Here is a 22,185-nt window from a genome sequence, read left to right as displayed (position 1 = left end):
CGGGGATCAGGCTTCCGCCCAGAACAGAACGTAGATGATGCCGATCACCGCGCCCATCGCGGCTGCGGTCGGCACGTGACCAAGGGCCGTTCCGAACAGCGCCCCAAGCGCTGCGCCCCATATCATTGCGCTGATAATGTTCATGTCGGTTGAACGACAGACATTGCTTTTTTGTTCCGGGAAAAGGGGAAATGAGGGCCGAGTAGCTCTGGCGCTTCTAACGTGTTTATACGCTGCCAAAAAGCAAAAATCCCGGACAAAGCCGGGATTTTGTTGCCTGATACTGATCGGAAAACTGGAGCGGGCGAAGGGATTCGAACCCTCGACCCCAACCTTGGCAAGGTTGTGCTCTACCCCTGAGCTACACCCGCTCGCGCCAATCGTTTCCGTCAGGCAGGCGCTATATGAACCAACGTCCCGGAGATTGCAACAGGGAAATTACAGGAAAATGTCATTTCGTTGAGCGGAGCTGCGAAAACTTTCATAAGTATTTGATAATTATTGATATTACATGGTGTGATACTTGCTTTTCCGCCTGTGATTTTTGAACCGGATGTGGTGAAATCGTGAGCTGGAGGCGTGGAATCGGGCGCTGCGGCAGCGATTCAGTCCGACGTATTCGTACAGGCGATCCAATTCGTCCTGCCCGGTTTCTAAGCCTCGCCGCATGGTCTATAAGCGCTGTTGCGCGTCACCGAAGCATGAGGAATCTTCGATGGCGGGTTCGACAATTCATTGCTGAACAGGATGGGTGGAAACATGCCTTTATCGCCGAGCGAGCTTCACGATTATCTCCAGAAACTCGGTATCGAGGTGAAGACCGTCGAACATCCGCCCCTGTTCACGGTCGCGGATTCCCAGAATCTGCGCGGCGAGATTCCCGGCGGACACACCAAGAACCTGTTCCTGAAGGACAAGAAGGACAATTTCTTTCTTGTGACCGTCGAGGAGGATGCGACCGTGGACCTGAAATCGATCCACCACCTGATTGGCGCGGCAAGCCGTGTGTCGTTCGGCAAGCCGGAAAAGCTGATGGAATATCTGGGTGTGATTCCGGGCTCCGTGACCGTTTTCGGTGCCGTCAACGATACGGATCATCAGGTGCAGGTCATTCTTGATGCCGATCTGATGAAACACGACATCATCAACGGCCATCCGCTGACCAACGAAGCCACGACCGCGATCGGCCGCGAAGACCTGATCGCGTTTCTCAGGTCGACAGGTCACGAACCGCGCATTCTTGCGGTTTCCGAGGATGCCAAAGCCGACGCTTCGGTATAGACTGTTTTCGACAATCTTGTTTCTGCCGGCGAAGCCGTTTCCGACCGGCTGACTGCCTTGAAATCGGCTGCCGCAGACACAAACTGAAAAGAGCGATGCCGGCTTGCGCGCGGATGGCCGCACCGGCGGGAAAATGCGAGGAATTTCTATGACCAGCCAGAACAATCCCTATGCCGGCGCAGGCGGCCAGATGACGGCAAATGTTTCTTTCGGTTCAGCGCCTGCGGCAACGGGCGGGGCGGATCTTGTCAAGGATACAACCACCGCGACCTTTCAGGCGGATGTACTTGCGGAATCGCGCAAGCAGCCGGTGCTGGTGGACTTCTGGGCACCGTGGTGCGGGCCCTGCAAGCAGCTGACGCCGATCATCGAAAAAGCGGTTCGCGAAGCGGGCGGGGCGGTCAAGCTCGTCAAGATGAATATCGACGAACATCCCGCCATTGCGGGTCAGCTCGGCATTCAGTCGATCCCGGCGGTTATCGCTTTTGTCAACGGCCAGCCGGCCGACGGTTTCATGGGCGCCCTACCGGAATCCAAGGTGAAGGAATTCATCGCCAAGATTGGCGGGCCGAGCGATCAGGAGACGGCGCTCGCCGAAGCGATCACGGCTGCAAATGAACTGGTAACAGCCGGAGATTTCGTTCAGGCGTCGGAGATTTTCTCGTCCATTCTTCAGGCGGTGCCTGACAATGTGGACGCGCTCGTCGGGCTTACCACCTGCCTGCTCGAATCCGGCGACGCTGAAAAGGCGCGCGAAATCCTTGCGCAATTGCCCACCGACCAGCAGGATGCACCAGCCGCTCGCGCGCTGGAGGCGCGTCTCGCGCTGGCCGATCAGGTCAAGCTTATCGGCGATCCGATCGAGCTTGAAAGGCGGGTGCAGGCCGATCCGAAAGATTATCAGGCGCGGTTCGACCTTGCACAGGTGCGCAACGCGCAGGGCCGTCGCGAAGAAGCTGCAAACGAGCTGCTTTCGATCATGAAGCTGGATCGTACATGGAACGATGACGGAGCGCGCAAGCAACTGCTTCAGTTCTTCGAGGCTTGGGGCAATACGGACCCGGCGACGCTCGGCGCAAGGCGCAAGTTGTCATCGCTTCTCTTTGCCTGATTGCCCGTGACGCTGGTTCCTTTCAGGCGTTTCGGGCCTGTGTGACGCATAATCCGGTCGGTATGGAACAAGGTCGGGATTATGCCGGAAATCTAACTGTTAGGGTGTCTCTCGGCGAGAAGTCCTAAAGGGAGGTTGCAATGCAAGTGGGCAATGCCCGTTACAGGACCGGCACGGATATACCGAATGTCGTGCCGGTCTTCCCGCTGAAAGGAGCGCTGCTTCTGCCCGGCGGCCAGCTTCCGCTCAACATTTTCGAGCCGCGTTATCTGGCCATGATCGAGAATGCACTGGCCGGAAAGCGGATCATCGGCATGATCCAGCCGAAGATCGACGAACAGACGGACGACAGCGCGGACGAATTCGATGAAACGTTGCGTCCTTCGCTAAGCAATGTCGGCTGTCTGGGGCGCATCACGACCTTTGCCGAAACCGGCGACGGCCGCCTGCTCATCACCTTGCAGGGCATCTGCCGCTTCCGTGTTCGTGAGGAAATCAACTGCCGTCAGCCCTATCGCCAGTGCCGGATCATGCCTTTTCTCGCCGATCTGGCCGAGGCGCGGGACGCGGCGGAAATCGATCGCGAGGCGCTCCTTGGCGCATTCCGCGATTATCTTGAAGCGCATAATCTCGAAGCCGACTGGGACAGCATCGCCCGCGCCAATAATGAAACGCTGGTCAACGCGCTTTCCATCATGTCGCCTTTCGGTCCGGCGGAAAAGCAGGCGCTTCTGGAAGCGCCCGATCTCAAGACGCGCGCGGCCACTTTGATCGCCATCACCGAAATGGTATTGGCGAGGGTGAAGGAAGACGATTTTGGCTCGCGGCTGCAATAATGCCGGATCGGGCCGGGGAAATGACGATGACTGAAAAGACCGAAACCGGTACTATCGATGTTCGCTTGCTGGAGCTTCTGGTCTGCCCGCTGACCAAGGGCACGCTGGAATATGACGCCGAACGCAATGAACTGATCTCGCGCAAGGCAAAGCTTGCCTATCCCATCCGCGGCGGCATACCGATCATGCTGCCGTCCGAGGCGCGCAGCCTGAGCGAGTGACCAGCATGTCTCCCGAAAGTGGGAACCGCCTACGCGGGGAAATCAGTCCACTGGACTGATTTCTAGTCCCGCTTCGACGGGATAAAGACATGCGTTAAAACAAAAACTTAAAGCATGTTTCCCGAAAGTGGGGGCCGCCTTGGTATTCAGCGGAAGCGAGAGGCGTTTCCACGCACGGAAGAGACGGAAAAACCGAAACCGGGCATCGTTTCGCTCTGTTATATAATTTCTGCACAAGCCTTTATCTTTTTCATAAGTTTCGGCTCCGCTCATTGTTGCGTGTCGCACAACGGGGCTTTATAACCCTCGCGGAACCTGAAAAGACAATATCGGAAAACGCTTCGTCAGTCCGTATTGTGTATTAAAAAACAGAGGCTTGGCATTATGGCATCCAGAAAACTTCTTCTCCTGCCCGGCGACGGCATCGGTCCTGAGGCGATGAGCGAAGTCCGCAAGATCATTTCTTTCCTCAATTCCGGCCTCGGTCTCGGCTTTGAGACGGAGGAAGGTCTGGTTGGCGGCTGCGCCTACGATGCACACGGTCAGGCCATTTCCGATGCGGATATGGAGAAGGCGCTTGCCGCCGATGCCGTGCTGTTCGGCGCTGTCGGCGGTCCGAAATGGGACAGCGTGCCTTATGAAGTACGCCCGGAAGCCGGTCTTCTGCGCCTGCGCAAGGATATGCAGCTTTATGCAAACCTGCGTCCGGCCATTTGCTATCCCGCCCTTTCGCATTCTTCCTCGCTGAAGCCGGAAGTGATCGAAGGTCTGGACATCCTGATTCTGCGCGAACTGACTGGCGGCGTCTATTTCGGCGAGCCGAAGGAAATCATCGATCTGGGCAACGGCCAGAAGCGCGGCATCGATACGCAGGTCTACGACACTTACGAAATCGAACGCATCGCCGATGTGGCCTTCGAGCTGGCGCGCACGCGCCGCAACAAGGTCACGTCGATGGAAAAGCGCAATGTGATGAAGTCGGGCGTCCTCTGGAATCAGGTCGTGACCGCACGTCACAAGGAAAAGCATTCCGACGTGGAACTGGAGCATATGCTGGCCGATGCGGGCGGTATGCAGCTCGTGCGCCAGCCGAAGCAGTTCGACGTCATCGTGACCGACAATCTGTTCGGCGACCTTCTGTCGGACGTCGCATCGATGCTGACCGGCTCGCTGGGTATGCTGCCGTCCGCTTCGCTGGGCGCGGTGGACAGCAAGACCGGCAAGCGCAAGGCACTTTACGAACCGGTGCACGGTTCGGCCCCGGATATTGCGGGCAAGGGCATTGCCAACCCGATCGCGATGATCGCCTCGCTGGCCATGTGCCTGCGCTATTCATTCAACCTCGTTGAGGAAGCCGATCGCCTCGAAGCCGCCATCGCCGCCGTTCTGGACGACGGTACCCGCACCGCGGATATCTGGTCGGAAGGCATGGCCAAGGTTGGCACCGGCGAAATGGGTGATGCCATCCTCGCCAAGTTCTCGAAGCTTTCGGCGGAATAAACGCCGGGAAATCCGTTCGGAAAGCCCGTCATGCAATCGGCATGGCGGGCTTTCTTTTTTTGAGTAAGTGCCCGATTTGAGGCTGTAAATTTACATTGCGCCGCTTAAGAATAGCCGCATGTTGTTCACACCTCCTGACCAGAAAAAACTCTACGATGCGCTCGTTGCCCGCGATGCTTCCTATGAAGGCCGGGCTTATGTCGGCGTTATTTCGACCGGAATTTTCTGCCGCCTGACCTGTCCGGCGCGAAAACCGAAACCGGAAAACTGCCGCTTTTTCGCATCCGTTGCCGAATGCATGGCCGATGGTTTCCGGCCCTGCAAAAGATGCCATCCGCTACAGCCCGCCGCCGAGGCGGAACCATCCGTGAAGCAGCTTCTGGATGCGCTGGAAGCCGATCCCGAGCGCCGCTGGAGCGAAGATGACATCGTTCGCATGGGGCTGGACCTTTCCACCGTACGCCGCAGTTTCCGCCGTCATTTCGGCATGACATTTCTGGAAATGGCGCGTCAGGAACGTTTGCGCTACGGCTTTCAGGCGCTCGCCGACGGCGGGCGTGTCATCGATGCACAGATCGATGCCGGGTTCGGTTCGCCCGAAGCTTTCCGCAGCGCTTTTGCGCGGATTGTCGGCCTGCCACCTTCGAAGCTTCTCAAGGGCGGGCTGTTGCGCGCGGACTGGTTCAAGACGCCGCTTGGCACCATGATTGCGATCTGCGATGCAAAAAGCCTGCATCTTCTGGAATTCGTCGACCGCAAGGCGCTGCCGGGCGAATTGAAAAAGCTTTATGCCGCCTGTCACGGCGATCTCGGTACGGGCCGTTTCGACACGCACGATCTGGTCGAACGGCAGTTGAACGCGTTTTTCGAGGGCAGGCTGCCCGCCTTCGACCTGCCGCTTGTGCTGCATGGCAGCGCCTTTACGCAGGATGTCTGGCGTGAGCTTCTCAATATCAGGGCAGGGGAGACGCGCAGTTACAGCGAGATTGCCAGGGCTCTCGACAAACCGCTGGCCGTGCGGGCGGTGGCGCGCGCGAACGGAGCCAACCAGATCGGGATCATCATTCCCTGCCACCGTGTGATCGGCGCGGACGGTTCGCTGACCGGCTATGGCGGCGGCCTGTGGCGCAAGCAGAAACTGATCGAGATCGAAGCGCAATACCGCATATGAAAACGCCGCCCCGAAGGGCGGCGTCGTGTTTCCATTCCTGCCGAACGATCAATCGATGTGATGCAGGTCGACCCCCTTGGTTTCCTTCACGAACAGCAAGCCAACCACGAAGGTGATGGATGCGATGACGATCGGGTACCAGAGGCCGTAATAGATGTCGCCGCTGGCCGCGCTGAGCGCGAACACGCCAGCCGGAAGCAGACCGCCGAACCAGCCATTGCCGATGTGATAGGGCAGCGACATGCCGGTGTAGCGGATGCGGGTCGGGAACATTTCCACGAGGATCGCGGCAATCGGGCCATAGACCATCGTCACATAGATGACGAGAACGGTCAGGATGGCGATTGTCATGACCCAGTTCACCTGTGCCGGATCGGCCACCATCTTGAATGCGCCGGCATTCGGGATGGAGTAGACGGCCTGTTCGGCGCTGGTGCCAAGGCCCTCGGCTTCGGTCTGGGTCAGCAGCTTCTGCTTTACCAGATCGGCGGCCGGAACCATCGTCTTGTCGCCTGCGCGGACGGCTTCGGCGTTAAGCTCAAGTTCGGGATTGGCCGCGACGAAGGCGTCAAGCTTGGAATCAGGTACCTGTGCCGTGCCGCGGGCAAGCGGGAAGCCCGCCTTCTGCAGGGCGAGGTTTACGTCGTGGGACAGGGCCGACTGCTTGGCAGCGGCGTCTGCGCCAGCCTGCCCGGCGTCGTAAGACGAGATCGTGCTGTCGCCGAGCGTAATGGTTGCAGGCGTTCCGGCTGCTGCCGTCTGAACGATTTCGTAAGGCACCGAACTCTTGGCGAGGAAGCTTGTCGCGACATCGCAGGAGGTGGTGAACTTGGAAGTGCCGGTGGCGTTGAACTGGAAGTTACAGTCGCCGGGGGCCGCCGTAACGGTTGCCTTGACGGTCTGTTCGGCCTGGGCCAGTGCCGGATTGGCGGCATGGGTCAGCGCCTTGAACAGCGGGAAGTAGGTCACGGCTGCCAGAAGAAGTCCCGCCATGATGATGGGCTTGCGGCCGATCTTGTCCGACAGCCAGCCGAAGACGACGAAGAAGCCGGTGCCGATCACGAGGGCGATTGCCACCATGATATTGGCCGACTGGTTTTCGACCTTCAGGACGTTCTGCAGGAAGAACAGCGCATAGAACTGGCCGCAATACCACACCACGGCCTGACCGGCGGTGAGGCCGAAAAGAGCAATCAGGGCGATCTTTGCGTTTTTCCACTGGCCGAAAGCTTCCGAAAGCGGAGCCTTCGAGGTCTTGCCTTCTTCCTTCATGCGCTTGAATGCGGGCGATTCGCTCATCTGCATACGAATCCAGACGGAAATACCGAGCAGGATGATGGAGGCGAGGAATGGAATGCGCCAGCCCCAGGCGGCGAAGGCTTCCTTGCTCATGAAGGTCTGGATGCCGAGAATGACCAGCAGCGACAGGAACAGGCCGAGCGTGGCCGTGGTCTGGATCCAGGAGGTGAAGAAACCGCGACGATTGTCCGGCGCATGTTCCGCGACGTAGGTTGCCGCACCGCCATATTCACCGCCGAGCGCCAGCCCTTGCAGCATTCGCAGCGCGATCAGGATGATCGGAGCGAAAATGCCGAGCGTGGCCGAGCCGGGCAGGATACCCACGAGGAAGGTGGATGAACCCATGATGACGATGGTCACGAGGAACGTGTATTTACGGCCGACAAGGTCGCCGATGCGTCCGAAGACGAGCGCGCCGAAGGGGCGCACCAGAAAGCCCGCCGCAAAGGCCAGAAGCACGAAGATATTGCGGGTGGCTTCGGGATATTCGTTGAAGAAGGTTGCGCCGATGAAGGCGGCAAGCGTTCCGTAGAGATAAAAGTCGTACCATTCGAAAACGGTGCCGAGCGAAGATGCAAAGATGACCTTGCGCTCTTCCCCCGTCATTCTTTGTGTGCCGATCTCGGCACTTGACGAGACTGTCATTTATCTGTCCTCCCAAACAGAGCTATATGAGACGGTCCCATTCCGCCATGTAGACGGAGACCGTCTGGTGCGCGGAACAGTTCCTCTCAACTGTTCAGGCGCTCTCCTCACGCTTGCATGATGAACGGAAAAAGGGGATTCGGGCAGTAGTCTTTAGTATGAGACAGAACTGGCAGGTGGAAATACTGTTCGCTGCACCAGGGCAGAACGGATTTCGCTCCCGGATTTCGGTGTTTTTCCAAAGGTCGTCACGCCGGTGCGCAGGTTAATTCGCCGCTACGGTCTAAAAACGCGCATCTTGCACCGCTGGAGAATTGACTCCATCTATAAACTGCGTAAAAGCAAAGCCGAACGAAGGAGAACTCGCGTGGATCGCGTCAACGTAGCGTCAGTTTCGCTTGGAACTGCCGGCATTCTTGCCGGGGCGATACGTATGCCTTCGATTATCAAAAAAATCACGGCCATTACTAAAACGACCACGAAAACGGTCTGATTCCCTTGGCCTGCTCGCCCTCTCCCCGGGTCTGGCCCGGGGACGGAAGACCCGCGTGGCCTGCGGGGTTCCGGATCTGGAAGCGGAGAGGGACAGGAGACGAATAATGGGTTTCAAGGTTGCAGTTGTCGGCGCTACCGGAAATGTCGGGCGTGAAATGCTCAATATTCTCGAAGAGCGCGGTTTCCCCGCCGATGAGGTCGTGGCGCTTGCTTCGCGCCGCAGCCAGGGCACGGAAGTGTCCTATGGCGACAAGACGCTGAAGGTCAAGGCGCTCGATACCTATGATTTTTCCGACACGGACATCTGCCTGATGTCGGCTGGCGGTTCGGTGTCGCAGGAATGGTCGCCGAAGATCGGCAAGCAGGGCTGCGTCGTCATCGACAATTCGTCGGCCTGGCGCTACGACGCCGAAGTGCCGCTGATCGTGCCGGAAGTGAACCCCGACGCGGTCGAAGGTTTTCGCAAGAAGAACATCATCGCCAATCCGAATTGCTCGACCGCGCAGCTCGTCGTGGCGCTGAAGCCGCTGCATGACGCGGCGAAAATCAAGCGCGTCGTCGTTTCGACCTATCAGTCGGTTTCGGGCGCGGGCAAGGAAGGCATGGACGAGCTTTTCGAGCAGTCGCGCGCTGTTTTCGTGGCCGATCCGGTCTCGGTGAAGAAGTTCACCAAGCGTATCGCCTTCAACGTTATCCCGCATATCGATACCTTCATGGAAGACGGCTACACCAAGGAAGAATGGAAGATGGTGGCCGAAACCAAGAAGATGCTCGATCCCAAGATCAAGCTGACGGCGACCGCTGTCCGCGTTCCGGTCTTCATCGGCCATTCCGAAGCGGTCAATATCGAGTTCGATAAGCCGATCACGGCGGAAGAAGCACGCGAGATTTTGCGCGAAGCGCCGGGCTGCCAGGTTGTCGACAAGCACGAAAACGGCGGCTACATCACGCCTTATGAATCCGCTGGCGAAGATGCGACCTATATCAGCCGTATCCGTGAGGATATTACGGTTGAAAACGGTCTGGCCCTGTGGGTCGTTTCCGACAATCTGCGCAAGGGTGCCGCACTCAACACGATCCAGATCGCCGAGCTTCTCGTTGCTCGCGGCCTGATCAAGCCCAAGGCGCTCGCCGCCTGATCGAAGTTGCAGTTTGACATGAAAAGCGCCGCTTTGCCGGCGCTTTTTTCTTCCGATGCAGGCGGGGCTTATCAAGCCTTCGGATAAGAAGTGATGGGGAGGGGCACAGATGAGTTTGATCCATAACGAGCGAACAAAGTTGTTGGCCAACAATCTCGATCGCCTGTCCACGGCGTTCCTGGCCGTCGGCGTTTTGGGCAAGACCTTTAATTTTACGCCGGGCAGCGGCTTGTTCGTGTCTTTTCTCGTCCTCGCAGCTTGGATTTTGCCTGCGATAGTACTACATTTTATGGCAAGACGAGTGTTAGGGAGATTGAAGCGATGACTTCCGAGATCTTCTTCTGGTATATTTTCCCGCTGATCATAGCCGCAGCCGGTCTCGGCTGGCTCTGGTACGACAAGCATTATAATAACCACTTTCGCTGATCCGGCTTTGCCTTATCAGAAGTCTGAGCGCCGCTTTGTCGGCGCTCTATTCTTTTGTTTTTACGCGCATCTTATCCGAAAACCGTTTCACACTTTTCGGGACGCTCTCTAAAATCATCCCGCTCTAGCGAGGGAGGCTGTCGGCGAGATTGCCGCGTATGTCGAGCAATCGCGCACGCAGATCTTTCAGCTCATCGATCGGCTGGCCCAACGCACAGAAAACCTGCTCGGGAACGGTTTCCGCGGCTTTGCGCAATTCGCGGCCCTCTGCGGTCAGGGTGATGCGAACCTGACGCTCGTCCTGCGGATCGCGTCGGCGCATGATGCGCCCCGCTGCTTCCAGACGTTTCAAAAGCGGTGTCAGCGTACCGGAATCGAGATTGAGCTTCGCACCGATCTCCGAAACGGTCCTGTCGTCTTCTTCCCACAGCACGATCATCACCAGAAACTGCGGATAGGTCAGGTCCAGCCCGGCGAGGATCGGCTGGTAAGCGCGCGTCAACGCATTTGCGGTCGAGTAGATCGCAAAGCAGACCATGTTCGAAAGCCCGAGGGCGGATTTTTGATCGTCGCGCTTCATCTGTGTTCTCCGTGGCAGATATATACATCAAATGCAATTGGATTGCGTGTCACATAATTGTGATAATAAATTTTACAGAATTAAATTGTGCGCAATGCAAATAGATGCCACCTTGTGCGTGAAGTTAAGCCCGATCAAGGAGAAATCGAAATGCCTATTCTCTATACGACCCAGTCGACTGCAACCGGCGGACGGACCGGCAGCGCGAAGACCGCCGATGGACGCCTCAGCGTTGTTCTGGATACGCCCAGGGAACTTGGCGGTCAGGGCGGCGAGGGCACCAATCCCGAACAGCTCTTCGCTTCCGGCTATGCAGCCTGTTTCCTCGGTGCGCTGAAATTCGTCGCAGCCAGGGAGAAAGTGACCGTCTCCGCAGACAGCACGGTTACCGCAACGGTCGGCATCGGCCCACGTGAGGACGGCGGCGGCTTCGGTCTCGATGTCGCGCTGGAGATCGCCCTTCCGGGCGTGGACAAGGCGAAGGCCGGGGAACTGGTTAAGGCGGCGCACATCGTCTGCCCATATTCGCACGCGACACGCGGTAATATCGACGTTCGCCTGAGTGTGGCCTGATATTCGCTCGCCAAGAATCTGAATCAGTCAAGGGCGTCTCTTGGGACGCCCTTCGCATTTCATCGCGGTTTTCGGTTATTCGACCTGCGCTTCGATATTCTCCATATCCTCGTCGGAGAGGCCGAAGTGGTGGCCGATTTCGTGAATGAGGACATGGGCGATAATGTCGCCCAGCGTTTCCTCGTTCTCGGCCCAATAGTCGAGAACGGCGCGGCGATAGAGCGTGATGCGGTTGGGGCCTTCACCGGTTTGTAGCGTGAAGCGCTCGCCGATGCCGCGCCCCTCGAACAGACCGAGCAGGTCGAACGGCGTGTCCAGCCCCATATCCTCGATGACCTGCTCGTCCGGGAAATCGGCGATCTGGATGATGAGGTCGCCGCAGAGCGTACGAAAATCCTCGGGCATATGCGCCAGAGCTTCGATCGCGATGGATTCTATTTCGTCCAGCGAGGGCGAGAAACGTCTCGCCCATTCGCCGCTTTGATCTTCTTTGGCCATGTGAGCCAATCGTGTCCTATTCAATTGTTCAGGCCACCGGGCTCTTGTGAGCGCAGCCCGCAGTTCGCGGGCGGGATGCGCGGTTCAAAACAAATAGATAGAGCGCGGCTCGTCCTGATTCAATCGAAACGAACCGCGCTCCATGTGCGTTATGCGCGTTGGCCGCACCGGGCAATATCATGCCCAGGGGCGCAGTTCGGCGCGTTTTGCCTCAAAAGTGTCGATGCTGCCGGCTTTTTCCATGGTCAGGCCGATGTCATCAAGGCCGTTCAGGAGGCAGTGACGCTTGAAATCGTCCAGATCGAAGGCGATCGTGCCGCCATCGGGACCATGGATTTCCCTGGTTTCGAGATCGACGGTCAGGGTCGCATTGGCGCCGCGCGAAGCGTCGTCCATCAGCTTGTCGAGATCTTCCTGGCTGACCTTGATCGGCAGGATGCCGTTCTTGAAGCAGTTATTGTAGAAGATGTCGGCGAAAGAGGTCGAAATCACGCAGCGAATACCAAAATCGAGCAGGGCCCATGGTGCATGTTCGCGCGAGGAGCCGCAGCCGAAATTGTCGCCCGCGACCAGAATCTGCGCGTTGCGATAGCCGGGCTTGTTCAGGACGAAATCCGGGTTCTCCGTGCCGTCTTCGTTGAAGCGCATTTCGGCGAAAAGGCCCTTGCTCAGACCCGTGCGCTTGATCGTCTTCAGATAATCCTTCGGGATGATCATATCCGTATCGATATTGACGATCGGCAGGGGGGCGGCGACGCCCGTGAGCTTGGTGAACTTATCCATGTCCTGAACCTGTCGGTTGGCATTTTGCAATTTTGCAAACTGGTTTACATCAGCTTGACCGAGAGTCAACGTTTGAGGCCTAAGAGCCTGAATCAAAAAGCAGCGTGTGTGTGCGAAAATGGTGATTTTCGAGTACCGGAGCGCAATGTACTTAACGTACATGAGCACCGGAACGCAGAAAATTGCCATTTGCAGCCACACAGGGCGACTTTTGGAACAGGCTCTAAACTGCCCAATAGGTCGAACTCCCGACCTTCATGACGGACCATCCGGGCGGTTTTGAGGCCGACCGGACAGTTCGCCTGTCAGGTAATGCGCATAATCCTGTCGGAAAGCTGCGTCAAGCTTCACGGATCATGCGTGTCCGATGCGCTTTGCGCAATTATGCAACCTTCAGTGCGATGCCGCCTGCCTCGCTGCCGGTCAGGCGGCGGGATTTGCCGTCGTCGCCGACGACAGCGGTAAAGCGCCTGCGCAGCATCGAAAGGTTCGGCGAAACCGCCACGTCGATGGCGGGATCGAACTGAAGCGTGATACGCCACAGGTCGGGCTTGATCGTTTCTTCCACGGCGATGATGCGCGCATCGAACGGCGTGGTGTGAAACAGGCCGGAAATGCGCTGGCCGACGCGATAGGGCGCAGTGTCGTCCTGCGGTGAGGCTTCGGTTCTGCCTTCGGCGGCGGCAAGCGTGTTCCAGTCGCGCGTACCGGACTGGCGGGCGACGAGGTCGAGCGCCTTGCCATGGCTGATCTGGATGCCTTCCTCGCTCAGGGCCTGGCGCAGGCGGCGGGCCCGATGCTTGAAGTCAGCATTATTGTTCCCAGCGATGATAGCTGCGGTCATTGTTTTCGCTCCTGATTGTGAGCGGCGTTTTCGTGAACGGGCGCCCGCATTGCCGTTTCTGCCGTCACCGGAACAAAAACGAAGATTCAGAATGCTTTACCGTGGCCTTGCGGCTGCGGGCGGCGGGTGCATTCGACCGAAGGGTGGAAAATAGGCAGGCACGGTGCGGATTTCAAGTCCCGCACCCGGAGGCGCCCTGGAAGCGAAGCCGGACCCCGTATATGAGCCAGCATACAAGCCAGCATACAAGCCAGCCTACAGGCCAGCATACAAGCCAGAATACAAGATCGCGCCGGAGCGTCTGCCCGGCCTTGCGTGCCCGGGCGGTTCGGTGCACAAATCGGGTCATGAAAACAGTTGTTCGTCCGCGCCGTTCCGTCCTGTTCGTGCCCGCAGCCAATGCGCGCGCGCTCGAAAAATCCCTGATCCTCGCCGCCGATTGCGTGATCTACGATCTGGAGGATTCCGTCGCCCCGGAAGCCAAGCAATCGGCACGGGAAGCGCTTGCCGCTCATTTCGCCGCCAATCCGGCGGTCGGTTTCGAACGCATCGTGCGGGTCAATGCTGCGGAGACGCCGTGGGGCAGGGACGATGTTGTCGCGGTGGCGAAGACGGGCGCGGATGCAATCCTTCTGCCCAAGGTGGAGCGTCCGCAGGACGTTATCGATGCGGCCAGACTGCTTGACCGTGACGATGCCGATCCGGCGGTCGGCGTATGGGCCATGATCGAGACGCCGCGTGGGATTCTCAATGCCGACCAGATCGCCATGCTGGGCTATCGTTCCGCGATGCGGCTTGCCGGTTTCGTGGTCGGGCCTAACGATATAGCGCGGGCGACGGGCGTGCGTCCGCAGCCTGGGCGCCCCTATCTGGTGCCGTGGTTGATGCAGATCGTGCTTGCGGCGCGGGCTGGTGGAATCGCGGTTCTCGACGGCGTCTTCAACGATTTTCGCGACAGCGCCGGTTTCGAAGCGGAATGCGCACAGGGCGCGGCCATGGGTTTCGACGGCAAGACGCTGATCCATCCGGGGCAGATCGAAGCGGCAAACCGGGCCTTTTCTCCGACGGAGGAGGAGGTCGCCCATGCGCGCGCCATCGTCGAAATCTTTGCCCGACCGGAAAACGCCGAAAAGGGCGTCGTTTCGCTGGACGGGCAGATGATCGAGCGGCTGCATCTCGAAATGGCCGAGCGCCTGCTCGGCAAGACAGGTGTAAAGTTATAACAGAGGAAGTGACATCATGAAGTTATACCGTTTCATTACAGGGCCGGACGATTCCGCATTCTGCCACCGCGTCACGGCGGCGCTGAATAAAGGCTGGCAGCTCTACGGCTCGCCCACCTATTCCTTCAATGCGGCCACGGGCGTCATGCATTGCGGCCAGCCGGTGGTGAAGGAAGTCGACGGCGTGGATTATACGCCCGACATCAAGCTCGGCGAATATTGATGGCTGTCCGCCGCATCGTTGCCAATATAGCCGCTGCCGATCTGGCAGCCGCAAAGCGTTTCTACGGAGACTTGTTGGGCCTCGATGTGGGGATGGACCTTGGCTGGATCGTCACCTATGTGGCGGATGCCAGCGCGCGCGTGCAGATCAGTATCATGAGCGAAGGCGGATCGGGCACGCCGGTCCCCGACCTTTCCATCGAGGTCGATGATGTGGATGCGGTGTTGGAACGCACGATCGCGGCGGGTTTCCCCGTCGAATACGGCCCGGCCGATGAAGAATGGGGCGTGCGCCGCTTCTTTGTGCGCGACTCCTTCGGGCGGCTTGTGAACATATTGTCCCACAGAGACTGAGCACGATTTTGCTCGCGTCGGCATGGCCTTAAGGCTGACTTAAGCTGGGCCTTCTTTGTCTCGCGCATCTGTCATTGCTAGAGATTCAGTATGCCGCTTAAAAACTCCCAGGGCGACCTTGCGCAAGACATTGCGAAGGCCGCGTTCAGCCGCCGGGGCCTTCTCATCGGCCTCGGCGGTCTCGTGCTTTCGGGCTGTGTTTCGACCGCGCGGCCACCGCAGCCGATCAAGAAAACCGTCCCGACGGAGCCGGCGCGCGAGGTTCCGCTCATGTATCGGGCCATGCCGGAGGAACAATTTCCGATTCCGGCTGTCGATACGCGCAAGGTCAATCCCAAATTCTGGCGGCAGGAAGTCGATTATCCGACGAACGAGGTCAAGGGCGCCGTCATCGTCGATACGCCGAACAAATATCTCTATCATGTCCTCGGCAATGGCCGGGCCATGCGCTACGGCATCGGTGTCGGGCGCGACGGCTTTTCATGGGCTGGCCGCGCAACGATCGCCTATAAGCGTCAATGGCCGCGCTGGACTCCGCCGGACGAGATGGTGGCGCGCCAGCCATCGCTTGCGCCCTATAGCATCGCCAATGGCGGTATGCCGCCCGGCCTGAAAAATCCGCTCGGCGCCCGCGCCATGTATATCCACAAGGACGGTCGCGATACGCTCTATCGCATTCACGGTTCGCCCGAAGCGTGGAGCATCGGCAAGGCGGTCTCGTCCGGCTGTATCCGTATGCTCAATCAGGACGTGATCGATCTCTATAACAATGTCCGCGATGGCAGCGCCATCGTCGTGATCCCCGATCCGACCAAGGGACAACAGGTCTCAAGCTGAAAAGAAAGGGCGCGGTGATCGCGCCCTTTTCATTTGCGGAACCTCGATACCCGATAGGCGTTCAATAGGCATATTCGAGGAAGATCGGATCGACCGAACCCGCCCAGACGCTGTGATAGGCTTTCAGCATACGTTCGGCATCGGTGACGCCCGCGGCGACGATTTCTTCCAGCGGCGCGAGGAAATGCGTCTCGTCATAACCGTCGCTGTTGAGCTTCTTGCGGTTCAGCAGGCCCAGACGCGAGATTTTCAGCGTTTCACGCGCGATCTGTTCCAGCGGCTTGCCACGGAAGCTCGTGTTCAGCGCCTTCACCGGAACCTCGTTGCGAAGCGCCAGAACTTCCTCATAGGTCCAGTCCTTGGTCAGGAGTTCGGCGGCGGTCAGGGCCTCCTCGTCGTAAAGCAGGCCGACCCAATAGGCGGGAAGGGCGCAGATGCGGCGCCATGGACCGCCGTCCGCGCCGCGCATTTCCAGGAAGCGCTTCAGGCGGACTTCCGGGAAAAGCGTCGAAAGATGGTTGGTCCAGTCGCCCATATTGGGCACCGGATCGCTCACTTCGCCTTTCAGCGCGCCATTCATGAACTGGCGAAAGGTTACATGCGTGCAGTCGTGATAATGGCCGTCGCGCAGGATGAAATACATCGGCACGTCGAGCGCCCATTCGACATAATCGGCAAAACCGAAATTTTCCGAGAAGACGAAGGGAAGCACGCCGGAACGCTGGTTGTCCGTGTCGCGCCAGATGTTGGAGCGCCAGGACAGAAGGCCGTTCGGCTTGCCTTCCGTGAAGGGCGAGCTTGCGAAAAGCGCCGTTGCCACCGATTGCAGTTTCATCGAAACCTGCATCTTGCGGCGCATGTCGCGCTCGGACGAGAAATCGAGATTAACCTGAATGGTCGAGGTGCGATACATCATGTCCAGACCTTCATGACCGACTTTCGGCATGTAGTTGGTCATGATCTTGTAGCGCGACTTTGGCATGATGGGCGTTTCGGCCAGCGTCCATTTCGGGCTGCCGCCGACGCCAAGAAAACAGATGCCCAGCGGTTCGGCGATTTCGCGTACCTGGCTCAGATGCGCATTCATTTCGCGGCAGGTCTGGTGAATGGAGGTAAGCGGCGCGCCGGAAAGTTCGAACTGGCCACCGGGTTCAAGCGAAATCGCGCCCTGTCCCGTGGGTTCCACCAGTCCGATGATCTTGCCTTCATCGATGATCGGCTCCCAGCCGAGCTTCGCCTGCATACCCTCCAGTATGGCTTTGATGCCGCGCGACCCTTCATAGGGAACAGGGCTGTTATCGGCTTTGTAGAACGGGAATTTCTCGTGTTCGGTGCCGATGCGCCACGCATCCTTGGGCTTGCAGCCACCGGCCAGATAGGTTGCGAGCTGCTCTACGCCCGTCAGTGCCGTTTCATCAGTCGTATCGCGCGCCATGCAGTCCGTCCCTGGTCGATTTATCGCTTTTCAGCGTGATTGGACAAATTTGTCAAATTCCGCAAGTCAATTTCATTGAACATGGAAGTCAGGAGAACTTCATTCCACATTTCCCCAGTCGCCGAGCACGGATTGTACCAGAGCCATGGCGGCGACGGCAGCGGTATCGGCCCGCAGGATTCGCGGTCCGAGCGGAATGGCGGTGACGAAAGGAAGACGCCTGAGCGTCTGGCGTTCGTCCTCCGAAAAACCGCCCTCCGGTCCGATCAGAAGACCGACGGGGCCGGGCTTCAACCCTTGCAGGATGGCGAGCGGATTGTCCGATTCATGGCCCTCGTCGCAGAAGATCAGGCGGCGGGATGTGTCCCACTGGTCGATGAAACGGTCGAAGCGCACCGCATCGCGGCATTCGGGAAGGGAGAGGACGCCGCATTGTTCGGCGGCCTCGATAGCGTTGGCCCGGATCCGGTCTACCCCGAGCTTCGGCACCTGCGTGTGCTGCGTGATGACGGGTTGCAGCACGCCCGCGCCCATCTCCACGGCCTTCTGGACCATGTAATCGAGCCGCCCCTGTTTCAGGGGTGCGAAACAATAGACGAGGTCGCTCGGGGCCGGTTGCGGGCGGGTCTGCTCGATCGGTTCCAGAAAAAGCCGCTTCTTGCCTTCCGGCCTGAGCCGTGCCTTCCATTCGCCGTCACGTCCGTTGAAGGCGAGGATTTCATCGCCGTCCTTCAGCCGCAGGACGTGTGAAAGATAATGAGCCGCCTGTGGACCGGCCTCGACCGGCGCACCGGCCGCGAGGTCGTTTTCCACGTAAAGTCTCTGCATTCTGTAATTTGCGCGCATGGCTGCATCGATGGCAGAGGGCGGGGGCGGCGGTCAAGCGCCTTGGCGACGCAGCCATCCACAATCATGACGATGTTTTTCGCGGCAATCCTACACAAACAATTGATGAACAAGCGAGGCGGGTTGTAATCAAATAGATTGTATCCATATAGATATGAAGCTATCTATTTGAATGGAATGATATGATGAAACAGGCATGGGTCGAGTTCGCACCGCTTCTTGCAAGCACCGCCAGAGGCTGGCGGAAAGCGTTTGACGCGGCGATGGCGGAACATGGTCTTTCGGATGCGAAAGCCATACCGCTGATGATCCTCCTGCGGCGTGGAGATCGTATCCCCCAGGGTATGCTGGCCGAACGCGTTGGCATCGAGGGGGCGACGATTGTCCGGGTCGTCGATGAGCTGGAAAAGGACGGCCTGATCCAGCGTGTCGCCGACGATGCCGATCGTCGCATCAGGCTCATTCAACTGACAGAAGACGGCCGCGCGCTTGCCGCCGAGGTGGAAAAGTCGGCGGCGCGTCTTCGCGCATTGTTTCTTGGCGATCTCGATGCCGATTCGGTCGATGCCGCCATGGAAGTGCTGCGCAGGCTGAATGAGAAACTTCAAACGCAGTCTTTCTGATCGGCTTTCTGACCGGAAAGATGCAATGCATTGAACCGGTGCCCCCGAAACCATGACGAAGCTGGCCGAAACAACACCGAAATTCTGGGACGTGGTCTTTTCGCTGAAGACCTTCGCTGCGGCCATGCTCGCCTTGTGGATTGGCCTGATGGCGGACCTGCCCAATCCGTACTGGTCCATCGCGGCGGTCTATATCGTTGCGCATCCGCTGTCGGGCGCCACCACGTCAAAGGGTTTCTATCGCTTGATAGGAACGATCATCGGCGGTGCGGTGACGATTGTCTTCGTTCCGCATCTGGTCAACTCGCCGGAGATTCTCACGCTGGCCATCGGGCTTTGGATGGGGCTTTGCCTTGTCGTCAGCCTGCTCGACGGCACGCCGCGCAGCTATCTCTTCATGCTGGCAGGCTATACCGTCGCCATTGCAAGCTTTGCGGTCGTCTCCGCGCCCGAAACGACATTCGACTATGCGGTCGGCCGCGTGGAAGAAATAGCCGTCGGCATCATCTGCGCCGCCGTCGTCAACCGCATCGTCTTCCCGCGCCATAGCGGGCCGGTGCTGGTGGCGCGCATCGACAACTGGCTGCGCGACGGGGCGAAGCTCGTGGTTGCAAGTATGCGCGGGGAGGGCGCGACGCCGGAATTCCTGCGCGACCGCCAGCGCCTTGCCGCCGATGCGCTGGAACTGCGCAACCTGACCACCCATGTCGCCTACGACACGTCCTCGATCAGAAATGTCGGAACGCTGCTTCATGTGCTGCAACAGCGCATGGTGGCGGTACTGCCGATCATATCGAGCCTGCAAGACGTGCTTGCGCTGAAGCCGGGCGAGACTGAAAAGCCCTGGCATCCGGCTGTCCAGAAATTGCTGGATGAGGCCTGCTCATGGATCGAGAGCGGAGAAAACCTCTCCGAGGAGCGCCGCGCCGCGCTGCTGCGACTGATCGAGGAAATCGACCGGCACGGCGGGGATGCGTCGAGCTGGGGCGAGCTTCTGCCGTTCAACGTGGCGGCGCGTGTCCGCGATCTGGTCCAGATATGGAGCGATTGCATCACGCTGCGCCAGGATATTCTCTCCGGCTCGCGCCATTCGCTGCGCTGGCGCCGTTATGACGCGCATCTGAAGGGGCGGCCCAGACACCGCGATTTCGGCATGGCTTTCCTGTCGGGCTTTTCCGCCTTTCTGGCGACCTGCATCGCGACGGCATTCTGGATCGCGACCGGCTGGTCGCAGGGCAGCGCCGCGGCCATGATGGCGGGCATCTTCTGCTGCATCTTCGCGACCACGGACGATCCGGTTCCGGTCATGCGCAAGTTCAACTGGCTGCTCCTGATCGTGATCGCCGCAGCCTTCGTGTTTGAATTCGCGCTCCTGCCCCTGGTGGACGGTTTCTTTCCGCTGGTGCTGGTTCTGGGCCTGTTTCTGGTGCCCGCAGGTCTGCTTCTGGCGATTCCGTCGCGGTTTCTGCTCGGCATGGTCCTGTGCGTGAACCTGCCGAACATGCTGATGCTGCAAGGACACCTGACGCATGATTTCGTGAGCTTCGCCAATGCCAATCTGGCCACGGTGCTGGGCATCGTCATCGCTGCCGTCGTGACCTCCATCGTGCGTTCGGTCGGCGCGGAATGGAGCGTGCGCCGCCTGATCAAGGCCGGCTGGCACGATATCGCGCTTGCCGCCGAACGCCGCCCCGACCGTCATCGCCGCCAGCGCATGAACCGCCTCCTGCTGCGCATGATCGACCGCATCGGCATGATGACGCCGCGTCTGGCAACAGTGCGTTCTTCCGATGTGGCGAAGGTGGACCTGCTGCGGGACCTGCGCAACGGGATGAACATCATCGACCTCCAGCAATATCGCTCCAAGCTGCCTTCGTCCTGCCGCATGGCGGTCGATGAGGTGCTGGACGGTGTGGGCGCGCATTACCGCGCCCTGTCGAACAGGCCACACGAGGCGGACGAGATCGACAGGAAGCTGCTCGCCTCCATCGACGGTGCGATCACGACAATTATCGAAAGCGGCTCGCCCACGGTGGCCAGACGCACACGGATGGCGCTGGTCGCGCTTCGCTTCAACCTTTTCCCCAAGGCTCCGCCTTTTGCCCTGCCGCCGCGTCCGCGGCTGGAACTGCCGCAAGCCGCCTGAACAACCATGTGAAACAGTGATGCAACCTGAACTCGACATATACGGAATCTATATTCCGACCCTCGGCGTGCTGGCGCTCGGCGCCTATTTCGCCAACACGCTCATGCAGCGGCTTCTTGCCCGTGTGCGTTTCTACCGTTTCGTCTGGCATCGCCCCCTGTTCGATACCGCCATGTATTTCTGCATTCTCGGCGCCGCCGCCATCGTTCTCAATGGAATACCGTTATGAAAAAGCTCTTTGCCTATTCCGGCCGGGTCCTTCTCACCGTCGCCATGGTTGCCATGGCGGGTCTGCTCGGCTGGCACCTGTGGGACTACTACATGAATGCGCCGTGGACGCGCGACGGCAAGATTCGCGCCGACGTGGTGCGTCTCGCACCGGACGTTTCCGGTCTCGTCGGCGAGGTGATGGTGCATGACAACCAGCCGGTTCATCAGGGAGACGTGATCTTCCGCATCGACCAGGCGCGCTACAGGCTCGCCTTGCAGACGGCGGAAGCGAAGGTGGACAGCAGCAAGGCCGCGCTCGACATGGCCAATCGCGATCTTGTCCGCTATCGCCAGCTCAACGACACCACCGTGACGCGCCAGAAGCTGGAGCAGGTCGAAACGACAGCGCAGCAAGCCGAAGCCGCCTATCGTCAGGCGCAACTCGACCGCGATCTTGCCGCGCTCAATCTGGACCGTTCCTCGGTCAAGGCGCCGGTCAACGGCGTCATCACGAACTTCTCGCTGCAACCCGGCGACTATGTTTCCGCAGGTTCGCCCGTGACAGCGCTGGTCGATACGGATTCCTTCTACGTCGCCGGTTATTTCGAGGAGAACAAGCTCGAGCGCATTCGGATCGGCGATCCGGTCGTGGTCGATATCATGGGCAGCAAGGCCCGGCTCACCGGCAGGGTAGAAGGCATTGCGGGCGGCATCGAGGATCGCGAACGCAGCGATTCCTCCAGCCTCCTCGCCAATGTGTCGCCAACCTTCAACTGGGTGCGCCTCGCGCAGCGTGTGCCGGTGCGGGTCAAGCTCGAAAACGTGCCTGAAAACGTCCACCTCGTCGCAGGCCGAACGGTGAGCGTTTCCGTATTGAATTGAAACCA

Annotated in this window: 24 protein-coding genes, 1 tRNA gene and 1 pseudogene; 17 read left to right on the top strand and 9 right to left on the bottom strand. The window is 59.1% G+C overall.

Translation table 11 applies throughout. From position 1 onward, the window contains the following. Positions 1-6: 6 nt before the first annotated feature. Both FHS76_RS04150 and FHS76_RS04145 read right to left on the bottom strand, forming a co-directional pair. Positions 7-144: a hypothetical protein gene (locus FHS76_RS04150; RefSeq protein WP_183648543.1), complete on the bottom strand. Its 138-nt coding sequence runs from the start codon at positions 142-144 to the stop codon at positions 7-9. Positions 145-296: 152 nt separating this feature from the next. Continuing rightward, positions 297-371 (bottom strand) — tRNA-Gly (locus FHS76_RS04145). A 388-nt stretch (positions 372-759) separates the two neighbouring features. Between FHS76_RS04145 and FHS76_RS04140 the strand changes: the two genes are divergently transcribed. The 6 genes from FHS76_RS04140 to FHS76_RS04115 all read left to right on the top strand — a co-directional run bounded on the left by FHS76_RS04140 (position 760) and on the right by FHS76_RS04115 (position 6,120). Next, the gene (locus FHS76_RS04140) at positions 760-1,281 is read left to right on the top strand and encodes a prolyl-tRNA synthetase associated domain-containing protein (RefSeq protein WP_183648541.1); all 522 of its coding nucleotides are present in this window, start codon (positions 760-762) and stop codon (positions 1,279-1,281) included. A 133-nt stretch (positions 1,282-1,414) separates the two neighbouring features. Next, positions 1,415-2,392 carry a thioredoxin gene (gene trxA / locus FHS76_RS04135; protein ID WP_183648539.1) on the top strand — a complete coding sequence of 326 codons (978 nt, stop codon included), beginning with the start codon at positions 1,415-1,417 and terminating at the stop codon, positions 2,390-2,392. 140 nt (positions 2,393-2,532) lie between these two features. Next, positions 2,533-3,228, top strand: coding sequence for an LON peptidase substrate-binding domain-containing protein (locus FHS76_RS04130; RefSeq protein ID WP_183648536.1), 696 nt, complete (start codon positions 2,533-2,535; stop codon positions 3,226-3,228). A gap of 26 nt (positions 3,229-3,254) precedes the next feature. Then, positions 3,255-3,449 carry a Trm112 family protein gene (locus FHS76_RS04125; RefSeq protein ID WP_183648534.1) on the top strand — a complete coding sequence of 65 codons (195 nt, stop codon included), beginning with the start codon at positions 3,255-3,257 and terminating at the stop codon, positions 3,447-3,449. Between the two features lie 384 nt (positions 3,450-3,833). After that, positions 3,834-4,949: a 3-isopropylmalate dehydrogenase gene (leuB, locus tag FHS76_RS04120; protein ID WP_183648532.1), complete on the top strand. Its 1,116-nt coding sequence runs from the start codon at positions 3,834-3,836 to the stop codon at positions 4,947-4,949. 118 nt (positions 4,950-5,067) lie between these two features. Then, on the top strand, positions 5,068-6,120 hold the full coding sequence (locus FHS76_RS04115) for a bifunctional transcriptional activator/DNA repair enzyme AdaA (protein WP_183648528.1): 1,053 nt from the start codon (positions 5,068-5,070) through the stop codon (positions 6,118-6,120). A 48-nt stretch (positions 6,121-6,168) separates the two neighbouring features. Here FHS76_RS04115 and FHS76_RS04110 read toward each other — a convergent pair whose 3' ends face one another. Then, complete coding sequence (locus FHS76_RS04110; protein ID WP_183648526.1) at positions 6,169-8,064, bottom strand: MFS transporter; 1,896 nt, start codon at positions 8,062-8,064, stop codon at positions 6,169-6,171. 599 nt (positions 8,065-8,663) lie between these two features. On the opposite strand from FHS76_RS04110, the gene FHS76_RS04105 reads away from it, so the two are divergent. Beyond that, entirely contained in the window at positions 8,664-9,698 is a 1,035-nt protein-coding gene (locus tag FHS76_RS04105) for an aspartate-semialdehyde dehydrogenase (protein WP_183648523.1), read from the top strand. 109 nt (positions 9,699-9,807) lie between these two features. Further along, entirely contained in the window at positions 9,808-10,023 is a 216-nt protein-coding gene (locus FHS76_RS04100; RefSeq protein WP_235992564.1) for a hypothetical protein, read from the top strand. A gap of 225 nt (positions 10,024-10,248) precedes the next feature. Here the strand turns inward: FHS76_RS04100 and FHS76_RS04095 are convergent, their stop codons facing one another. Continuing rightward, positions 10,249-10,704 carry a MarR family winged helix-turn-helix transcriptional regulator gene (locus FHS76_RS04095; RefSeq protein WP_183648520.1) on the bottom strand — a complete coding sequence of 152 codons (456 nt, stop codon included), beginning with the start codon at positions 10,702-10,704 and terminating at the stop codon, positions 10,249-10,251. A gap of 150 nt (positions 10,705-10,854) precedes the next feature. Here FHS76_RS04095 and FHS76_RS04090 point away from each other — a divergent pair, with 150 nt between their 5' ends. After that, the gene (locus FHS76_RS04090) at positions 10,855-11,277 is read left to right on the top strand and encodes an organic hydroperoxide resistance protein (RefSeq protein WP_183648517.1); all 423 of its coding nucleotides are present in this window, start codon (positions 10,855-10,857) and stop codon (positions 11,275-11,277) included. Positions 11,278-11,352: 75 nt separating this feature from the next. Here the strand turns inward: FHS76_RS04090 and FHS76_RS04085 are convergent, their stop codons facing one another. The 3 genes from FHS76_RS04085 to FHS76_RS04075 all read right to left on the bottom strand — a co-directional run bounded on the left by FHS76_RS04085 (position 11,353) and on the right by FHS76_RS04075 (position 13,402). Then, positions 11,353-11,775 (bottom strand): metallopeptidase family protein, encoded by a 423-nt coding sequence (locus FHS76_RS04085; RefSeq protein WP_183648514.1) that lies wholly within the window; start codon positions 11,773-11,775, stop codon positions 11,353-11,355. Positions 11,776-11,952: 177 nt separating this feature from the next. Then, positions 11,953-12,558, bottom strand: a complete 606-nt coding sequence (gene leuD, locus FHS76_RS04080; protein WP_183648510.1) for a 3-isopropylmalate dehydratase small subunit — start codon at positions 12,556-12,558, stop codon at positions 11,953-11,955. Between the two features lie 382 nt (positions 12,559-12,940). After that, positions 12,941-13,402: a glyoxalase superfamily protein gene (locus FHS76_RS04075; RefSeq protein ID WP_183648508.1), complete on the bottom strand. Its 462-nt coding sequence runs from the start codon at positions 13,400-13,402 to the stop codon at positions 12,941-12,943. 310 nt (positions 13,403-13,712) lie between these two features. Between FHS76_RS04075 and FHS76_RS04070 the strand changes: the two are divergent. From FHS76_RS04070 to FHS76_RS04055, 4 genes and pseudogenes are all read left to right on the top strand, one after another. After that, positions 13,713-14,625 (top strand): annotated as a pseudogene (locus tag FHS76_RS04070) (HpcH/HpaI aldolase/citrate lyase family protein); the annotation flags it as partial. A gap of 16 nt (positions 14,626-14,641) precedes the next feature. Beyond that, positions 14,642-14,848, top strand: a complete 207-nt coding sequence (locus FHS76_RS04065) for a DUF1737 domain-containing protein (RefSeq protein WP_183648502.1) — start codon at positions 14,642-14,644, stop codon at positions 14,846-14,848. Beyond that, positions 14,848-15,201 (top strand): VOC family protein, encoded by a 354-nt coding sequence (locus FHS76_RS04060; RefSeq protein ID WP_183648499.1) that lies wholly within the window; start codon positions 14,848-14,850, stop codon positions 15,199-15,201. Before FHS76_RS04065 ends, FHS76_RS04060 begins: the two co-directional genes overlap by 1 nt. Before the next feature lie 90 nt (positions 15,202-15,291). Beyond that, on the top strand, positions 15,292-16,038 hold the full coding sequence (locus FHS76_RS04055; RefSeq protein WP_183648496.1) for a L,D-transpeptidase: 747 nt from the start codon (positions 15,292-15,294) through the stop codon (positions 16,036-16,038). A gap of 61 nt (positions 16,039-16,099) precedes the next feature. On the opposite strand, the gene FHS76_RS04050 is transcribed toward FHS76_RS04055, so the two are convergent. Both FHS76_RS04050 and FHS76_RS04045 read right to left on the bottom strand, forming a co-directional pair. Further along, complete coding sequence (locus FHS76_RS04050; protein ID WP_183648493.1) at positions 16,100-17,473, bottom strand: glutamate--cysteine ligase; 1,374 nt, start codon at positions 17,471-17,473, stop codon at positions 16,100-16,102. Positions 17,474-17,572: 99 nt separating this feature from the next. Next, positions 17,573-18,319 (bottom strand): 16S rRNA (uracil(1498)-N(3))-methyltransferase, encoded by a 747-nt coding sequence (locus FHS76_RS04045; RefSeq protein WP_328700433.1) that lies wholly within the window; start codon positions 18,317-18,319, stop codon positions 17,573-17,575. A 185-nt stretch (positions 18,320-18,504) separates the two neighbouring features. On the opposite strand from FHS76_RS04045, the gene FHS76_RS04040 reads away from it, so the two are divergent. The 4 genes from FHS76_RS04040 to FHS76_RS04025 are packed head-to-tail and all read left to right on the top strand — an operon-like array spanning position 18,505 to position 22,180. Continuing rightward, positions 18,505-18,942, top strand: coding sequence for a MarR family winged helix-turn-helix transcriptional regulator (locus tag FHS76_RS04040; protein WP_183648487.1), 438 nt, complete (start codon positions 18,505-18,507; stop codon positions 18,940-18,942). Positions 18,943-18,994: 52 nt separating this feature from the next. Further along, positions 18,995-21,088, top strand: a complete 2,094-nt coding sequence (locus FHS76_RS04035) for an FUSC family protein (protein ID WP_183648484.1) — start codon at positions 18,995-18,997, stop codon at positions 21,086-21,088. Positions 21,089-21,107: 19 nt separating this feature from the next. After that, positions 21,108-21,317 (top strand): DUF1656 domain-containing protein, encoded by a 210-nt coding sequence (locus FHS76_RS04030; protein ID WP_183648481.1) that lies wholly within the window; start codon positions 21,108-21,110, stop codon positions 21,315-21,317. Beyond that, the gene (locus FHS76_RS04025; protein ID WP_183648478.1) at positions 21,314-22,180 is read left to right on the top strand and encodes an efflux RND transporter periplasmic adaptor subunit; all 867 of its coding nucleotides are present in this window, start codon (positions 21,314-21,316) and stop codon (positions 22,178-22,180) included. The genes FHS76_RS04030 and FHS76_RS04025 overlap by 4 nt, the downstream gene beginning before the upstream one ends. The last annotated feature ends 5 nt before the right edge of the window (positions 22,181-22,185 follow it).

It is taken from the genome of Brucella daejeonensis (assembly GCF_014199265.1).
GTDB classification, from domain to species: Bacteria; Pseudomonadota; Alphaproteobacteria; order Rhizobiales; family Rhizobiaceae; genus Brucella; species Brucella daejeonensis.
This window is presented reverse-complemented; position numbering and strand designations above follow the sequence as displayed.

Coding starts and splice junctions, on each gene's coding strand:
- FHS76_RS04140 (WP_183648541.1), top strand. CDS start 760: ATGCCTTTATCGCCGAGCGAGCTTCACGATTATCTCCAGAAACTCGGT.
- FHS76_RS04115 (WP_183648528.1), top strand. CDS start 5,068: ATGTTGTTCACACCTCCTGACCAGAAAAAACTCTACGATGCGCTCGTT.
- leuD (WP_183648510.1), bottom strand. CDS start 12,558: ATGGATAAGTTCACCAAGCTCACGGGCGTCGCCGCCCCCCTGCCGATC.
- FHS76_RS04130 (WP_183648536.1), top strand. CDS start 2,533: ATGCAAGTGGGCAATGCCCGTTACAGGACCGGCACGGATATACCGAAT.
- FHS76_RS04125 (WP_183648534.1), top strand. CDS start 3,255: ATGACTGAAAAGACCGAAACCGGTACTATCGATGTTCGCTTGCTGGAG.
- trxA (WP_183648539.1), top strand. CDS start 1,415: ATGCGAGGAATTTCTATGACCAGCCAGAACAATCCCTATGCCGGCGCA.
- FHS76_RS04110 (WP_183648526.1), bottom strand. CDS start 8,064: ATGACAGTCTCGTCAAGTGCCGAGATCGGCACACAAAGAATGACGGGG.
- FHS76_RS04025 (WP_183648478.1), top strand. CDS start 21,314: ATGAAAAAGCTCTTTGCCTATTCCGGCCGGGTCCTTCTCACCGTCGCC.
- FHS76_RS04045 (WP_328700433.1), bottom strand. CDS start 18,319: ATGCGCGCAAATTACAGAATGCAGAGACTTTACGTGGAAAACGACCTC.
- FHS76_RS04035 (WP_183648484.1), top strand. CDS start 18,995: ATGACGAAGCTGGCCGAAACAACACCGAAATTCTGGGACGTGGTCTTT.
- FHS76_RS04055 (WP_183648496.1), top strand. CDS start 15,292: ATGCCGCTTAAAAACTCCCAGGGCGACCTTGCGCAAGACATTGCGAAG.
- FHS76_RS04085 (WP_183648514.1), bottom strand. CDS start 11,775: ATGGCCAAAGAAGATCAAAGCGGCGAATGGGCGAGACGTTTCTCGCCC.
- FHS76_RS04060 (WP_183648499.1), top strand. CDS start 14,848: ATGGCTGTCCGCCGCATCGTTGCCAATATAGCCGCTGCCGATCTGGCA.
- FHS76_RS04075 (WP_183648508.1), bottom strand. CDS start 13,402: ATGACCGCAGCTATCATCGCTGGGAACAATAATGCTGACTTCAAGCAT.
- FHS76_RS04065 (WP_183648502.1), top strand. CDS start 14,642: ATGAAGTTATACCGTTTCATTACAGGGCCGGACGATTCCGCATTCTGC.
- FHS76_RS04100 (WP_235992564.1), top strand. CDS start 9,808: ATGAGTTTGATCCATAACGAGCGAACAAAGTTGTTGGCCAACAATCTC.
- FHS76_RS04030 (WP_183648481.1), top strand. CDS start 21,108: ATGCAACCTGAACTCGACATATACGGAATCTATATTCCGACCCTCGGC.
- FHS76_RS04105 (WP_183648523.1), top strand. CDS start 8,664: ATGGGTTTCAAGGTTGCAGTTGTCGGCGCTACCGGAAATGTCGGGCGT.
- FHS76_RS04040 (WP_183648487.1), top strand. CDS start 18,505: ATGAAACAGGCATGGGTCGAGTTCGCACCGCTTCTTGCAAGCACCGCC.
- FHS76_RS04095 (WP_183648520.1), bottom strand. CDS start 10,704: ATGAAGCGCGACGATCAAAAATCCGCCCTCGGGCTTTCGAACATGGTC.
- FHS76_RS04050 (WP_183648493.1), bottom strand. CDS start 17,473: ATGGCGCGCGATACGACTGATGAAACGGCACTGACGGGCGTAGAGCAG.
- FHS76_RS04150 (WP_183648543.1), bottom strand. CDS start 144: ATGAACATTATCAGCGCAATGATATGGGGCGCAGCGCTTGGGGCGCTG.
- leuB (WP_183648532.1), top strand. CDS start 3,834: ATGGCATCCAGAAAACTTCTTCTCCTGCCCGGCGACGGCATCGGTCCT.
- FHS76_RS04090 (WP_183648517.1), top strand. CDS start 10,855: ATGCCTATTCTCTATACGACCCAGTCGACTGCAACCGGCGGACGGACC.